Source organism: Brevibacillus brevis (genome assembly GCF_001039275.2).
GTDB lineage: Bacteria > Bacillota > Bacilli > Brevibacillales > Brevibacillaceae > Brevibacillus > Brevibacillus brevis_C.
This window is the reverse complement of sequence record NZ_CP030117.1, coordinates 1,369,142-1,384,751: the sequence shown is the minus strand read 5'-3', so window position 1 is coordinate 1,384,751 and position 15,610 is coordinate 1,369,142. Positions and strand designations below refer to the sequence as shown.

14 protein-coding genes are annotated in these 15,610 nt (G+C 48.9%); 2 read left to right on the top strand and 12 right to left on the bottom strand.

Translation table 11 applies throughout. The features are described 5' to 3' along the window. Positions 1 to 23: 23 nt before the first annotated feature. From AB432_RS07220 to AB432_RS07205, 4 genes are read right to left on the bottom strand one after another with little or no spacing between them, the layout of a single operon-like run. Positions 24 to 815: a response regulator transcription factor gene (locus tag AB432_RS07220; RefSeq protein WP_048031676.1), complete on the bottom strand. Its 792-nt coding sequence runs from the start codon at positions 813 to 815 to the stop codon at positions 24 to 26. Continuing rightward, a complete protein-coding gene (locus tag AB432_RS07215; protein WP_048031675.1) occupies positions 812 to 2,254 on the bottom strand; it encodes a glycosyltransferase family 2 protein in 1,443 nt (480 codons plus the stop codon). The genes AB432_RS07220 and AB432_RS07215 overlap by 4 nt, the downstream gene beginning before the upstream one ends. 17 nt (positions 2,255 to 2,271) lie before the next feature. Further along, positions 2,272 to 3,456, bottom strand: coding sequence for a HEAT repeat domain-containing protein (locus tag AB432_RS07210; protein WP_048031674.1), 1,185 nt, complete (start codon positions 3,454 to 3,456; stop codon positions 2,272 to 2,274). A 21-nt stretch (positions 3,457 to 3,477) separates the two neighbouring features. Next, positions 3,478 to 5,700, bottom strand: a complete 2,223-nt coding sequence (locus AB432_RS07205) for a hypothetical protein (protein ID WP_048031673.1) — start codon at positions 5,698 to 5,700, stop codon at positions 3,478 to 3,480. A 440-nt stretch (positions 5,701 to 6,140) separates the two neighbouring features. Between AB432_RS07205 and AB432_RS07200 the strand changes: the two genes are divergently transcribed. Continuing rightward, the gene (locus AB432_RS07200) at positions 6,141 to 7,055 is read left to right on the top strand and encodes an NAD(P)/FAD-dependent oxidoreductase (RefSeq protein ID WP_048031672.1); all 915 of its coding nucleotides are present in this window, start codon (positions 6,141 to 6,143) and stop codon (positions 7,053 to 7,055) included. Between the two features lie 95 nt (positions 7,056 to 7,150). Here AB432_RS07200 and AB432_RS07195 read toward each other — a convergent pair whose 3' ends face one another. From AB432_RS07195 to AB432_RS07185, 3 genes are read right to left on the bottom strand one after another with little or no spacing between them, the layout of a single operon-like run. Beyond that, entirely contained in the window at positions 7,151 to 7,705 is a 555-nt protein-coding gene (locus tag AB432_RS07195; RefSeq protein ID WP_048031671.1) for a peroxiredoxin, read from the bottom strand. A 36-nt stretch (positions 7,706 to 7,741) separates the two neighbouring features. Then, on the bottom strand, positions 7,742 to 7,990 hold the full coding sequence (locus AB432_RS07190; RefSeq protein WP_048031670.1) for a glutaredoxin family protein: 249 nt from the start codon (positions 7,988 to 7,990) through the stop codon (positions 7,742 to 7,744). Between the two features lie 21 nt (positions 7,991 to 8,011). After that, the gene (locus tag AB432_RS07185; RefSeq protein ID WP_048031669.1) at positions 8,012 to 8,935 is read right to left on the bottom strand and encodes an NAD(P)/FAD-dependent oxidoreductase; all 924 of its coding nucleotides are present in this window, start codon (positions 8,933 to 8,935) and stop codon (positions 8,012 to 8,014) included. A 393-nt stretch (positions 8,936 to 9,328) separates the two neighbouring features. Here AB432_RS07185 and nhaC point away from each other — a divergent pair, with 393 nt between their 5' ends. Beyond that, a complete protein-coding gene (gene nhaC, locus AB432_RS07180) occupies positions 9,329 to 10,681 on the top strand; it encodes a Na+/H+ antiporter NhaC (RefSeq protein WP_048031668.1) in 1,353 nt (450 codons plus the stop codon). Here the strand turns inward: nhaC and AB432_RS07175 are convergent. From AB432_RS07175 to AB432_RS07155, 5 genes are all read right to left on the bottom strand, one after another. Continuing rightward, positions 10,678 to 11,892, bottom strand: a complete 1,215-nt coding sequence (locus AB432_RS07175) for a sensor domain-containing diguanylate cyclase (RefSeq protein WP_048031667.1) — start codon at positions 11,890 to 11,892, stop codon at positions 10,678 to 10,680. The two genes, nhaC and AB432_RS07175, sit on opposite strands and share 4 nt — an antisense overlap. Before the next feature lie 27 nt (positions 11,893 to 11,919). Beyond that, positions 11,920 to 12,234, bottom strand: a complete 315-nt coding sequence (locus AB432_RS07170; protein WP_007725309.1) for a DUF3870 domain-containing protein — start codon at positions 12,232 to 12,234, stop codon at positions 11,920 to 11,922. 12 nt (positions 12,235 to 12,246) lie between these two features. Then, complete coding sequence (locus AB432_RS07165; RefSeq protein WP_048031666.1) at positions 12,247 to 13,659, bottom strand: ATP-binding protein; 1,413 nt, start codon at positions 13,657 to 13,659, stop codon at positions 12,247 to 12,249. 127 nt (positions 13,660 to 13,786) lie between these two features. After that, a complete protein-coding gene (locus tag AB432_RS07160) occupies positions 13,787 to 14,767 on the bottom strand; it encodes an N-acetylglucosamine kinase (RefSeq protein WP_048031665.1) in 981 nt (326 codons plus the stop codon). Further along, complete coding sequence (locus AB432_RS07155; protein ID WP_048031664.1) at positions 14,754 to 15,578, bottom strand: carbohydrate ABC transporter permease; 825 nt, start codon at positions 15,576 to 15,578, stop codon at positions 14,754 to 14,756. Before AB432_RS07155 ends, AB432_RS07160 begins: the two co-directional genes overlap by 14 nt. Positions 15,579 to 15,610: the final 32 nt, after the last annotated feature.

Here is a 15,610-nt window from a genome sequence, read left to right as displayed (position 1 = left end):
TCTCTCCCTTTCTCTTTCTAGAATTATGAAATCAGCCTTTTCACCCTGGCTTCCAGTTCTACCGGGGAGAATGGTTTGGTAATGTAGTCAGATGCTCCCATCGCAAACGATTTTTGCACATCTTCTTCCAGTCGTTTGTCAGTGAGCACCATAATCTTGCTCATGGAAGCGCTGATATGCTTGATTTTTTCCATGAGCTGGTATCCATTGAGGATAGGGAGATTCAGGTCGGTAATGACAAGATCAGGGGCGACCTCCTGATATTTTTCCATGCCGTCCATCCCGTCATTGGCTACCGTAACGAGATACCCTTTGCGTTGAAAGTAGATGCTCAAAAATTCGTTGACAGTCTCATCATGGTTAACCAGCAAAATACTTGCCGGCTCCTCTTTTTGAGCGGGATTCTGCTCGTAAATCTTGATCTCCCCATGCGTGCCTGGCTCTCTCATCTCTTGGATCATCCGCATCAGCATTTGACCGGACGAGCGAGAGCTTTCGGGAAAACTCGCAATGAAGAGGCTACCTGCTAGCAGTTTATGCTCTTGCAAATAGTCTTTTACACGCAAAGCATAGAAATGGGTACTCGAAAGCTTCTGTCCTTCGAGCAGTATTCCGAAAAGCTGCTTGTTTTTGTCATACGCGTAATGTAAAGCCATCTCGGAGCCGTCTCCTGAACGAGTGCCCAGGTCTTGCTTGATCAGCTCCATTGACTCTTTCGTTAGGGTTTTGCAAGCCGCAAGAATAACCCCACACGCCAATTGTTTCTCTTCCATCTTGCTCAGATGCTCGTAAAAAACAGGTACGAGATTACTCATGATCTAGCCTCCAAACTTGAAATGTTTTCGCTGCCCTTCGTCTGCCAGCTCGTCCGCGTCATCGTTCCCCAAGAGTTGTTGTTGCGTAAATATTCAATATGACCGAGGAATCTCCAGATGACACCGATTTGCCGATAGCCGAAGAACATCAGAATCGTATAGAAAAGCATTTTGACGATGTCCCGAAAACGCGGATACCGTCGAAACGCGATTTCCTCCAGCAATAAGGAGCCAATGCCAAGCAGCATGCCATACAGCACATTGAGCAAGCCGTAGATGAAAAGGACGTAGCCATTGGTCATATCCAGCATGGTGTAACCGATGAGGGCCAATAGACCCGTGATGCGGAAGTACGGATTCAAGGTTTCAAACAAGATATTGAACGGCAGCGTGAGCATCCCGAACAGCTTGTACTTGGGGCGAAACGCCATGTGTCTGCCGTACTCAATCATGTTCTTCAGATTCCCGCGTCCCCATCTGCGCCGTTGACTGCCCAAAATTTTGAGTGTATCCGGCGCTTGCGTCCAGCAGACCGCATCGGGGCAAAATGCCACACGGTAGGGCAGCTTGTTTTCCAGCATGTACTTGTGCAACTTGATGATGATGTTCATGTCTTCACCCGGATACCCCTCGCGATAGCCGCCTACCTTGATGATGTAATCCTTGCGAAAAACACCGAACGCGCCTGAGACGATAATCAATCCGTTGATCGCGCTCCAGCCGATCCGTCCCCCGAGAAACGCCTTGAGGTATTCGACGGATTGCATCATCGGCAAAAACTTATCTGGCAAACGAATGTCTTTCACGACACCGTCTTCGATCTTGCAGCCGTTGGCAATGCGGATATCTCCACCGATGGCTACTGTTTCATCCGGGTTTTCCATATACACCTTCGCAATGCGAATCAGCGCGTCTTTTTCCAGCAAGGAATCTGCATCGATAGAAGCGATCAACGGATAGTGGGAGAGGTTGATCCCCGCATTGAGCGAGTCAGCTTTTCCTCCGTTCTCTTTGTCGATCAAATACAGATTCGGAAAAGCCGGATTGTGGTAGACTCCCCTGATCTTCGACGTATGAAGAAGCGGCTGTACTGGCATGTGCTCGGAGTAAACCAGTGAAAACTCGTTAATCAATACCTGCAAGGTAGCATCCTTCGATCCATCGTTGACCACGAGTACCTCATAGCGTGGATAGTTCAAGGATAAGAGCGACCTTACATTTTCAATAATCGTCAGCTCCTCGTTGTATGCTGGCACGAGAATCGAAATCGGCGGAACGTGCTCAGAGCCTGAAAGTGTCTGGAATCTCGAATAGATGGAGCTTTTTAAGATTCCCATGATGCTCTTGAACGAGAACAGCATGATGATGAAGTACAAAGAGTTGATCGCAATGACGTAATAGACCGCAAATACTCCGTAGTAAAGTAGAAACTCTCTCATGGCAGCCTCCTTTCGCTCTATCTTTCCAGTGCCTGAACCGTGGAGATCGTTTTGCGATACGACTTGCGATACAGATGCAGCTTTTCGTTGTATTGCACGAGCTTCTCTGTCGCTGTCGCACCCTGTAGAACAAGCTTCTCTTTTTCCAGCTCCTCCTGGATCACTTGATGAGCCATCTCGCTCTTATGACCGTTTCTCTCTTCCTGCAAAATTTCACACAGGGCAGCAAAGCCTTCGACCTCTAGCTGCGCCAGGCTGCGTGCACTGTGATGACGAACCCACCAGTTCGCATCACCCACCGCCTTTTTCAGCGAGGAAATGTACGAATGCAATTTCAGTGAGCCAATTGCCTTCGCTGCCATTGCCCGAATTTCCCAATCCTTGTGATTCATAAAATCAGTGACTGTCTGCTCATTCATATAGCGGATATCCCGGCACATGAGCTTGACTGCCTTAATTCGGACTTCCTTGTCAGGCGATTGAATGAGCTGGTATAGCGCAGGCTCAATGCCGGGCTGGACATGCACGGCATAGCCAATCAGTCCGATTTGGACCAGTTCAGCATCGGATTCTTGTAAAAATTGTGCAAAAAGAGGTGCCGTATCTACCTGCGAATCACTGATGATGTCCACAATGAGCTGGTGGACATTTTTCTTCGCTCTGACAACGTGGGTCACCATTTCCCGCAAATCTTCTGTGTTGCGTGCACATTTGGCGACAGAGCGCGCAATGATAAAAACACTGGTGTCATTTGTGTTTTTTTGCAGGAGGGTTAAGAGAGCAGGTACGGCGAGCTTGGAGCGCATGATCCCCAAATTGTATGCGGCATCCACTCTCGTCCATTTCCACCAGCCATTTAGTCTTTGCATGTCCAGCTCTACGAGTCCCATATCCTCGCAGAGCCAGATCAGCTTGTCCCGATGAATGCCTGTGACTCGCTCCATCAGCTCAAACAGCTTTTTCTGAATGATTTGCTTTTCTTTTTGCGTCACATCGCCATAAGGCACTTGCAAACGCTCCTCTTCTTCCCCGTGTGCTTGCAGGTAAACGAAGTAGTCGCGATATTTTTCCAGACAACGCATGGTCTGTTTCTCCACCGAAATGTTGCGCAGCTTCAGTGCGAACAAGACAAGCAAGCCTAATACTGTCAATCCACATAGCGCGTACAGAAAAACAATTGCCGTCGCCAATGGTGTTTGCACGTTTGCCACTCTCCTATCCAATCAAGGCTGAGTCTCGATCTTCACCGGAGCCTCAATCTCATGGAATGCTTTTTTTAGTATGGAATAACTTTGTTTTTTGCGTTCGTGATAGCCGACCTGCTCCCAGCCTTGCCATGTATACATCGGGAGCTTCGTCACTGCATAAGCGTTTTGCCCGACGACTTGTTTCGTCGCTGTATCCACCAGGAGTGGCAGAATGCGTATGCCTTTCGTCTTCTTCGTCGTGAAGCTTTTGCCATCATCCTCATAGCTCATGACGGACAAGGAGCTCGGGTCTGTAAATCCAAGCAGCATCCACGGTACTCTCAGCTCTACCACTTTGCCCTTCGCTTGCCATGCGGTTCGTGAGTCGTACTGCGGGTCTTGGGCATTTGTCGTTCCCCGGATCAGCTTGCCGACCTCGACTTCCTCCAACGGATAGTACTTCTTGCTGTCTGGCGGCTCCATCTCCAGGCTAACTGCCAGCTTCCACGGCTTGAATATCCCGGAATTGTCTTTTTTCTCCGTTTCCTTGACCGTAAGCATGCCGTAGCGTTTTCCGTATAAGCGTGCATGAAAATCGTAATTGGCGGCGATTTGAATCTGGCTCTCGTCTGCTTTTCCCAACGTGATCAGCGTCTCTAGCCCCTCATCCAGCGTCAGGCCGGGAAGCTGTGCCGCATGCTTGTTCCCGCCAGGAAGTGTATCAACGCCCACATAAAGTTGTTGTTTAGCCGGGTCAAACTCTTCCTTCAACTGAGCAAGGAAATAAACGTACCCTTCATCATGTGTCATCCAGATTTCGTCAATACCCGGGACTTGAACATTGAGGCGTTGCTTCTCTTCTGCCACGAGCTGATCCCAATCTGTACGATTCCCATCGATGGTCAGCACGCCTTCTTTGTTCGGGTACATGCCGAGGACTCCAAACAGAGACTCATTGGTCAACACGTTGATCCACAGGGAGCGCCGATCTTCCGGCAACTCAAAGCGCATCGTGTTCCACGTTTTTTTGAACCACTCGTCCTGCCAAACGAATACAATTGCTCCCGCATACCCTTCCTGATGAATTTCTTGCAAAAGCTCGACATCGATCTCTCCCTGCTGCTTTTCTGAATGACCACCTTGATTGCGCCCCAAATTTCCCAGATGGGCGACTCCCACCGATGCCGGAACCCCGAATTCCGTCACCATGATCGGCATGTTTTTGTGATACTGCTTCAGTTTTCGCAAATACGCTTTGTACGTATCGATTTGCCCTGCATCGTTCTTCAACTGTTGCAGGGTAGTGTCGTAGCGGAAGAAATCCGGATAATACGGGTACACGTGATAGGAAGCGAAGTAGCCTGCCTCCCACTGCGTTGGCTCTATATGGGTAGGATCGACACTGACCAAATCCTCATGATGAATCGGCTCTCCTGGATGCGATAAGGGGTCTGTTGTCACCCAATTGGTGAAAGTCATCGGATGCTGCCAACCGTATTTGCTCTCCTCCATTGCGACGGTATCCACCATTTCAGCAATCCATGTTTCAAAAGCAGTTGCATTCGATGTCGCGTGGAAGTACTTCCCTTGATAGGGTGCAACTTTTTGATGCAGGCGGTTGGTGTTTCGCACCATTACAGGGTCCCACTCAGTCCCTGTGTGCCAACCGATCAAGTATTTACCCGCATTGGCACGGTATGTACCACTTGCCTTTCCCGATTTTTCCGGCAGGGTGATATCCCCGTAGACAGCGCCGACTGCATCTTTGATTTCCTGTCGAAACTCCTCGCGAATCTCTGGCAAATAGGCGTCTTTCTTTTCAATCAACAGCTCTTCTGGACTCCAAATGCCTTGCATCAAGTAGAGAGGGTCCCCTTCTTTTCGCTGATTGTAATCGACCAGCGCTTCATAAAAGACAGGAGCATGGATGGTATACACACGAATGACGTTCGCTCCCATCTCGTCGATCATCGCGAACCAGCGCATGTAATCCTCTCTTGTGATGGGAAGCTCACCCGGATAATGACCCGGTAACGATGCCCCCAGATTGACCCCTTTCGCGAAAAAGGGCTGCCATTTTTGATTCTGATAGACTTCGAACAGCTCGCCATTCGCGCGAAATTTTAATTGGGCACCTGTAGTCGTCTCCATGCTTTCGACACGGTCTGCTGCCCAAAACCACCAGAAGGCACTTGCCCCCACCACGATCAGCATGGTCAGGCTCATCCAGCGCCATCTTCTCTTTTTTGTTGGCTCCATTCCTCGTCAACCTCCGATATGTTGCCACGTCACAGTCATTGTAAACATAGGGAGCAAATCGTTCCCATAGACAAAATTCACTATTGTGTCTTTTTCAGATTTGTCATGAAATTGTAATGTTGGGACGGATTCGCCTCCATCGTCCTACGTTTTTTGGAGGGAAGTCCTGCAACCGGGACGGTCTTCTGGCCCACACATTTTCTCAATTAGGTATATTTACTCTTCCTTTTTTTTCCTTTTCACTTGTGAAAATGGTAGGTTGCTACTATTTGGAAGGCGTTGGATTTTGCCGATATAAGGGATTATTTACAAAAAGAATACAAAGTGTTTCTCGGCTTGATTATCAGGAAGGTTCGTTTATAATAGATATTAAAGATCTATAATGGATGTTTTAATATGTTATTACGGATATAGAGAATCTATAAAGGTGGTATACAAGCATGAATCAACATATCGATGTAGGGATTATTGGTGGAGGACCAGCAGGTATGAGTGCCGCTCTCGCTCTTGGCAGGGCAAGAAAAAGTGTGGTCGTTATCGATGAAGGCCGTCCACGGAATCGGGTTACTCGTGAGTCGCATGGCTTTCTTACGAGAGACGGCATCACTCCGGGCGAATTTCGTCACATTGCCAGGGAGCAAATCAGCGCCTATCCCTCCGTCCATTTCGTGGAGGATACAGCGGCAACAATCACGGGACACGATGGAAATTTTCTCATTACGACTGCACAGGGAACAACCTATCAAAGCAAAAAGCTACTATTCGCAGTGGGAATGAAGGACCTCCCGTTGCCTGTTAACGGATTAGAGAAAGTCTATGGAAAAAGTGCTTTTGTCTGCCCTTATTGCGATGGATGGGAATTACGCGACCAGCCACTCGTCTTAATCGCCAATGGAGAGAAGGCATTGCACTTGGCAAAAATGTTGTCTGGTTGGACCAATCAATACACGATCTGCACCAATGGACCAGATGAATTCACGGAAGAACAAAGGTTGGAGCTGTTGCAGCATCGCGTTCCTGTCTTTGACTCTCCGATCGAGCGAATTGCATCTGCCGATGGGATGGTTCAGCACGTTGCGCTTACAGATGGCAACAGCATTTCGTGCACAGGGATCTTTTTTGCTCCCAAGCTCGTGGCTGGATCTGACTTGCCGCAAGCATTAGGCTGCCAGGTAACGGAAGCAGGTACGGTCATCGTCGACAGCTTTGGGAAAACGAGCGTACCGGGCGTCTACAGTGCAGGCGATGCAGCATCTACACACTACCAAGTGATTACTGCCGCGGCTCTTGGCTCTGCCGCTGGCATGAGTATCAACAACGATCTGCTTGTAGAGGAATGGAATCGTCAACGTTAGCTCCATCGTGTTCCTTCCATTGAAAAAGGACAATCCCTCCGTCTGTGCAAAAGACTGGGGATTGTCCCTCTTCTTTTATATATAGAAGCAATTGATTACAGCGTCTTCTGCCCTGGCTTCCAGTTCGCCGGGCACAGACCGCCAGCTTGCAGGGCTTGCAAAATACGAGTCGTCTCTGCCACGCTGCGACCTACGTTCATGTCTGTTACCACTTGGTAGCGCAGAATGCCGTCTGGATCGATGATGAACAAACCACGGTGAGCTGCACCGGTCTCTTCGTCCAGGACACCATAAGCGCGTGCCGTCTCTTTTTTGAAGTCGCTCGCGAGCGGGAAGTTTACTTCCCCGATGCCGTTTTCATCGCGTGGTGTTTTGATCCAGGCCCGGTGCGTATGTACACTATCCGTGGATACGCCCAGCACTTCGCAATCCAAATCCTCGAACTCTTCCATGTTGTCACTAAACGAAGTTACTTCTGTCGGGCAAACGAATGTAAAGTCGAACGGCCAGAAGAACAAAATCAGCCATTTTCCTTTGTAATCAGCCAGCGACACACGTTCTTCCAGTGTCTCGATGTTTTTCGTTGTAAGCATGTTAAAGTCAGGTGCTGGTTTTCCTACTTGAAGTTGAATCGTTTGCTGTATTGTCATGATAAATCTCTCCTTTTATATGGTGTCTGATAAAAATTACTTCGTAGCCTCTTCCAATGCTGCCAGTGCTTTTTTGATACGTGTCGGGTTGAAGCCCAAAATTTGCTTTTCACCAATGACTGTCAAAGGAACAGACATCACGCCTAAACGGCTCAGCTCCTGGCCATACTCGTCTTTTTCATCAATGTTGCGCTCTTCGAAAGAAATGTTTTGTTCTGTCAAATACGACTTTAATTGCTTGCAGAAGTTGCAATTTGTGCTGGAGTATACGATTGCTTGTGCCATGTTTGTTTCTCTCCTTTTCTTCTATTTGTATTGGGGGACAACTTTGGAACGCTTGTTGATGTATTTGTCTACAGCCATAGCTGCAATGGCACCGTCTGCCGCAGCGACTACTGCTTGCTTCACAGGTGTTTTGCGTACCTCACCCGCTCCAAATACGCCTGGAACAGAAGACTGCATGAACTCATCCAGAATCATAAATCCTTCCTCATCGAGGGGAACTTGTCCATCCAAGAAATCGGTACCCGGCTTGCTGCCAGAAAGGAAGACGAAGACTCCATCAACGGACAGCATTTCTTCTGTTCCTTCTGCCGTGCGAATGCGTAACCCTTCGACCGCCTTCTCTCCCACGATTTCCAATGGGCGTGTACGGAAACGCATTTCCGTGTTTGGCAGCTCTGGTAGTCCTTCTACCCCTTGAAGATCAGCGCGAGGCACCAAGAAAGTGATTTTGTCTGTAAATTTGGTCAGTGCATGCGCTTCTTCCAATGCTTCCTCCGTATCACCGATGACTGCAACGTGCTTGCCTTCATAAAAAGCTCCGTCGCATGTCGCGCAAGTGCTCACGCCTCGCCCGAGTAATTGCTCTTCGCCTGGGAGCATACGGTTACGTCCTTTGGAACCAGTCGCTACGATCACGGCCTTCGCTTGGAAAGTACCATGAGCCGTGAAGATGCTTTTTTCCTCATCCTCTACATCTACCGCAGAAATCGTAGTCTGGATGAATTCTGCACCGAAGCCCTCCGCTTGTCTGCGCATTTTATCCAACAGTTCTTTCCCAGTCATCTCGCCCTCCACCCCTGGGTAGTTGGCGATTTTATGTGTCAGGGCAAGCGCCCCGGTTCCGGGTGCCTTATCAATGACGAGCGTCTTTAGATTTCCACGAGCTGTATAAATCGCAGCGGAAGCACCAGCTGGTCCTCCACCGATGATAATGACATCATACATGGGCGGCTCCCCCTTTCCTTATTATCAAATTATAATTATTATCAACTAGGAACAATTATCATTGTACTTGATATAATTTGAAAGTCAATATCTTTTTATAATAATTTTAAATAAGGTCTTATTATAAAAAAGCGCACGAAAAAGTCCGCCCCTCTGAGGAGTAGCGGACGTGACTGATCACTGCCGTTTAGACAACCTATTTTTGCATCTCGCTGCCCTGAATTATTTTACGATTCCGAATTCACCCGATTTCGTTGACGAAACAAGTAATTCAGGATAAAGTACCACTAACACTTGAACGCACAAAAGCAAAGAAGCAAGAAAGCACAAAAGTACGAAAGTAAAAATGTCCCTTCTCACTGCTTCAGCCTGATTTAACAAGGAGTTGCCATTATGAACAAGCCACTATCTTTTTCGCAAAGTATTTGGGTGCTTGTCACCGTATTCGGAATCTTGTTTCCTGCCCTTTTCTGGGGCAAAGTTGAGCCGCATATGCCGCTCTTCCTCGCCACCATTGGCGCTGCCACTCTTCTCTTTCTGTTCGGCGTTCCGTGGAAGCAAATGGAGGAGGGCTTGATCAAAGGCATTCAAACCGCGATCGCCCCCATGCTGATTCTTTCCTTAATCGGCATTTTGATCGGGGTATGGATGATGAGTGGAACCGTACCGATGATTTTGCACCTCGGCATTTCGCTCATCTCACCGGAGTACTTCACACTCTCCGCCCTGTTTCTGACGGTGATCGTCTCGACTGTTACAGGAAGCTCTTTTACCACGATCAGTACGGTAGGGGTCGCTATGATGGGGGTCTCGACTGCTCTCGGACTTGATCCATTGATTACAGCCGGAGCCATTATTTGTGGAGCATGCTTCGGGGATAAAATGTCGCCGCTCTCCGACACGACCAACTTTGCGGCAGCCATAGCAGGCGTTTCCTTGTCGGAGCACGTCAAGTTCATGTCACGCACTGCCGTTCCTGCCCTTGTCATTACCGCGATTTTCTTCGGAATTCAAGGACAAAGTGCCAATGTGAATCTAGATGCGATTCAAGAAATCCAGCTTGCTTTGGAACAAAACTTCTCGCTTGGCCTTTTATCGCTACTGCCAGCATTCGTCGTCCTGTTATGCTCTGCGCTGCGAAAACCAATTTTGCCTACATTGGTATTCGGGATTTTGAGCGGGATTGTTACTGCTGCTCTTTCCGAAGGAGTTACTTCTCCGGTCGAATGGATGACTGTCATGCAAAAAGGCTTCGTCAGCAATATCGCCAATGAAGCCGTTGCATCCATTGTGGACCGCGGTGGACTGTTGTCGATGACCTGGTCTCTCGCCTTGATTTTAATTGCCTTGTCTTTAGGGGGTATCCTGCAATACAGCGGTGTGTTTCATTCTCTCTTTTCCGGATTCATCAATCGAATCAAACGAGACGCCGAGATGGTCGGTCTTGCCGGATCTTCTTCTATACTCGTGAATCTGCTGACAGGAGAACAATACTTGTCCATCCTGCTCCCTGGACAGATGTTTCGTGAAGCATTTACAGCTCGCGGAATGGCGGGCAGACGACTGTCTCGTACTCTAGAAGACTGCGGGACACTCGTCAACCCACTCATTCCATGGGGGGTAAGCGGTGCATTCTTTACCGCCACCTTGCATGTATCTACACTGGAATACTTACCTTATGTCATCTACCTGTGGATCTCGCCAATTTTGACGTTTCTATTCGCCATGCGTCAGCAGAAAGCTTAGCCGGCTGCATACACGGTCGTACAGTTTTTTCCTTTGCGCTTGGAGCGGTACAGTGCCTCATCTGCTGCCCGCTTCAAGCCATCAGCCGTGTTTGCGTCTTGAGGGTAGCGCGCAATTCCAACACTGACCGCAATCAAGATGCAGCAATCGTCCTGTGTTAAGGGGCGCAAGCGCAAATACTCCCGAATGGCATGCGCTTTTTCCTCCGCCATCTCCTTGGACGATCCTGGGCAGAGCAGCATGAACTCGTCTCCCGCATAACGATACGCAGTATCCTCCGGCCCGGCCACTTCTTTCATCGCTTCGGCAATTTGCTTAATCAGTGCGTCCCCTGCATGATGACCATAATGGTCGTTCACCGCTTTTAAGCTGTCGGAATCCAGCATGATCAAAGAGACAGACGCATCCTCTTCACTCAGCAGCTTTTCCAAATCACGATGGAATGCACGATAGTTCGCAATCCCTGTCAGCTCATCCTGAAACGACATCTGGTACATTCGCTCATATAAACGCGCCGTTTCGATAGCACTTGCTACCTGAAAACCAATGATTTTCAGTAGTTCCTCGTGCTCTTTTTTATAAGCGAATTCGCGATAAGACTGGGCAGAAATAACGCCCTTGATCTGATTCCCCAGCATGAGTGGAACGAAAATGCATGTATTCGTATCAATTTCCGGGCTTCCCCAGCGAATCATTTCTGGCTCGCTTGGTTCGTTCTTCATCGTCTTGATGTGGATAGTTTCCCGCGTATCAATCACTTTGGATACCATTGCTTGCCCATAGGGAATCGTGAGCGGACCGTAATTGACCCCATTATCGATGCTGATCGGAATTTTGATCTCACTGTCGCCTTCATCATAAAAGGCAATAAAGAAAGCATCTGCACGCATCACGCGCGAGACCAGCTCGAATGCTTTCCACAAAATTTTACTTTCCTCAAACGTTTTCGCAAAAATGTGGCTGAGGTCATGTAAAATCTTCATGTGCTCGGAGATCCACATCATTTCGGTTACCTTATTTCGCAGCTCCACAATCTGCTTCAGCAGTTCTGCATGCAAGACACTGTCCTGCTCCGCCAGCATACTGTCTACCTCACGAGATAACGCTTCGACCTCGCCAAGCTCGACTGCTTCTATGTTGCCGAGCCATTGGCTATAACGCTCCAACAACTGTCTTGCATACGCTTCTCTAACGTCTTGCTTCTCATGCATATTTAACCCTCCGGCTATTGGGTAGCTTTACGCTTTTTTTTCATGATATCGCTCAATAGCTGCACGGATGGCTTGCAAGACAGCTCCCTGACCAGGTGCTAAAAAACGTTCTTGGATCGCCTTTGTGATCTCCTGCATGCCATCTGCAACTGTCTTGCCTACCAGCAAGCTCACCAAAAACTCGCTCGTCTTGTCCATGACAAAGGTAAAGCTGGCGTCGCAAATCACTTCGGCGTCTACATCAATGATGAGTACACAGCCAACCATGGTAGAAACCTCGTACAAGGTAGTTCCCTTGGGGATTTGGGCGAAGCCTGCTGTCAGTACCGTATTTTTGTTCATCCAGTCGTCCTCCTAGCTGCTGATCGGCAAGCATACCTCGACTGCCGTTCCGTTACCTGGGGTGCTTATCAACCGCAGAGTCCCCCGATGGTTCTCGATGATTTTGCGGCTCACCATCAATCCCAGGCCCGTCCCCGTTTCCTTCGTCGTGAAAAAAGCCTCTCCCAATCTCGCCAACTGATGAGCCGGGATACCTACTCCATTATCTTCGAACCGAATGACGACTCGGTCATCTTCACACCGCAGCCGAATCACAATTTCTCCATTCCCTGAGGTCGCTTCGATCCCATTTTTCAAAAAGTTAATGAAGGCTTGTTTCAACTGGTTCTCATCGCAATGGATCATGGGGACTTCCGATTCGAAAACGACCTGAATCATGACCTTTTTCAAAATTGCCTCCGTCTCCAAGAGAGTCACCACATGCGTGATCAGGTTGGACAGATCGCGGGCTTCAAACACTGCCGTATGCGGCTTCGCCAAGACCAACAGCTCTGTAACAATCATCTCGATCCGCGCCAATTCCGAGCTCATGATCGAGAAGTATTCTGGCTTCCTCATGCCATCCTTTTGCATTAATTGCACAAAGCCTTTTAACGAGGTAAGCGGATTGCGTATCTCATGTGCGATCCCTGCCGCCAATTGCCCGACGAGCGCGAGTTTTTCCGAGTTTTGCAAAAATTCTTGCGCCCGTTTGCGTTCCGTAATATCTCGGATCAGTATGTATATGGAGGGCTTGTCCTGCATCGGCACGGATGTTCCACACACTTCTACCTCCGTCCGACTGCCATCCAAGCGGATCAGCTCAACCTCAATCGGCGCGGCCGTTTCCCCTTCCTCCAAAATGCGGAGTAGCCCCTTGATCTTCGGTACATCACGGGGATGGAAAAACGACTGAAAAGGATACCATAGCAGCTCGTCCAAGCCGGAAGCCCCAACTAGTTGCATCCCTGCTTGATTGACGTATTGAAGCTCCCCAGCATGGTAGACGAACGCACCTTCACCCGAAATATCCAATACTCTGCACTGTTCGGAACCATAGCTGTTCCCAAACGAGGCCGGAAGCTTCTGCACCATCGCATAATACCCAATAGACGTGCCTTCCTCCCAAAAGGTTCCATATGTAATATACACGGGAATACTTGCCCCATCCTTATGACGAAAAGCGGAGTAATAAGGTCTCGGATCGCCATTCATCGCAAATTGTGTTTGAAGGCGTACCATTTCCTGTTCTTCCGAAACAGCCAGCTTCCAAAATGAGGACCCTTCCCATTCTTCTACGGCATACCCATTCAACACTTGGCAGGCAGGATTGCCTTTAAAAACTCTACCAAATTGATCGAGCAGAAAAGTAGCCTGAATCATTTGATCAAAGAAGGAACGATAGAGATGACCACTTCTCCATCCACTGTCCAATAAGTTTTTCATCGTGCCCCTCCCTCCTGGGACGAGAAAACGGCTACTCCAAATTACGGAAATAGCCTGCAACGTTCTCAAATCCTATTCTCACCCAATTTTACCCTATTCGCTCTGTTGTTTCCATCCCCCGAAAAATTTAAATGTGTGATTTTTCCAGTATCGCTGCGCTGACACGCAATTGCTCTGCCATTTTTTCGTCAACAGCCAAGCCTAGCCTCGTAATTGCCGCGACCAGTGCTCCGACGACAGGTGAAACTGTGGGAATCACCGTTTGAAACGAAGCGCTCGCAACCAGTTGTTCCCGAAGGATTGTACCGGCAGTTAACAATCCTCCTGCCAAAACGACCGGTACAGGCTCCTGGACCTGTTTTAAGCAAGCATCGACCAATTCTAGCAAATCCTCCACTGCTTGCATGATCAATGCATTTGCCACAGGATCGCCTAGTGTTGCGGCTTGTTCCACGAGTTGGCTCGTTTTTGCCAGCTCCATTCGCGGATTACTTCCCCCGTAGATCAGGTTGATCAGCTCATCAGGACGTTCTACGCCATAGTGGTCCATAAACAGTCCCGTCAGTACGGTCGATTCACCGCGCCCATCGTATTCGCGCAATACGGCGATTGCCGCTTTTTTACCCAAATCAAACCCGCTGCCCTCATCTCCTACCAGATACCCCCATCCGCCTACACGGTGCCGCGCCCCCTCTTTTGAAAAAGCACAGGCAATCGAGCCCGTACCAGCAAGCAGAACGACGCCTGGCTGCCCCCATGTTCCCGCGTAAAGAGCTGCGATGACATCGTTATCAATCAACAGCCGTTCTCCCCACTCTTCGACAAAGGCATGCTGAATTCTTTCCCTAATCTGCGGACGATCTGCACCGCCAAGCCCGATAAACAGGCTGGCTACTTCCTCTTCTTTGGCACCTGCTTTTATCCTTACAGCCTCAATGAGTTGGCGCAGAGTAGCTTCCACGTCTCCCCAGCTCCTGGAGAGCGGGTTGGATGATTCGCCCACCACAATTGCTCGAACCTGTCCCGTCTCATTGCAGATCGCTGCTCTGGTTTTGCTTCCGCCTCCATCGATCCCGATGAACCACTTTTCCCCATTACTTGACTGCACCTGCCGTCAACCCCTCCATAAACTGCCTCGATGCCATCAAAAACACGACGATCATCGGTAAGGCAGACAACGTGAGCCCAGCAAACAACAGGCTCCAGTCTGTTTCATATTCTCCAAAAAGCACCATCATGCCTACCGGAATCGTCTTGAGCGCTTCCTCTTGAATGAAAATCAACGGGAAGAAAAAGTCATTCCACGCATGGATGAAATTAATAATGATCACCGTAGCCAAGGCCGGACGAATCAGTGGCAAGAGCACACGCCAAAACACCTGAAAATGGCTGCACCCATCGATCCGTGCCGCTTCCTCCAGCTCAATCGGCAACGTCCGAAAGAAGCCCGTCAAAATAAAAACGGAGATCGGAATGCCACTCGCCGTATAAATCAAAATCAGCGACCACAGTGAATTCAAGAGCCCGAGATTCTTCATCAGCAAAAACAAGGGAACGATCCCCAGCTTGATCGGAATCATCAAGCCAACAATGAAAAAGAAGTATAGTCCTCCTGTCCATTTAAAGGAAAAGCGCGACAAGTAAAAGGCCGCCATCGCTGAAAAAACCGTAATCAACAAGACAGACATGGCACTGACGAATACACTGTTCCACAAAAAGTCAGCAAAAGGCACCGCTTCCCACAGCTTTTTATACGTATCCAGGCTAAACGTCTTCGGAAGGGAGAGCGGACTCGCAAAAATCTCCATATTCGTTTTCAGGGAAGAAGAAATCATCAGTACGATCGGATATAACGCGATTAACGCAAAGATATACGCCAGCACATAAGATACAGCTCTCCCACCCACAGTCATCTTCACATCGCATCCTCCTTTCCACTCAGGAACACGCA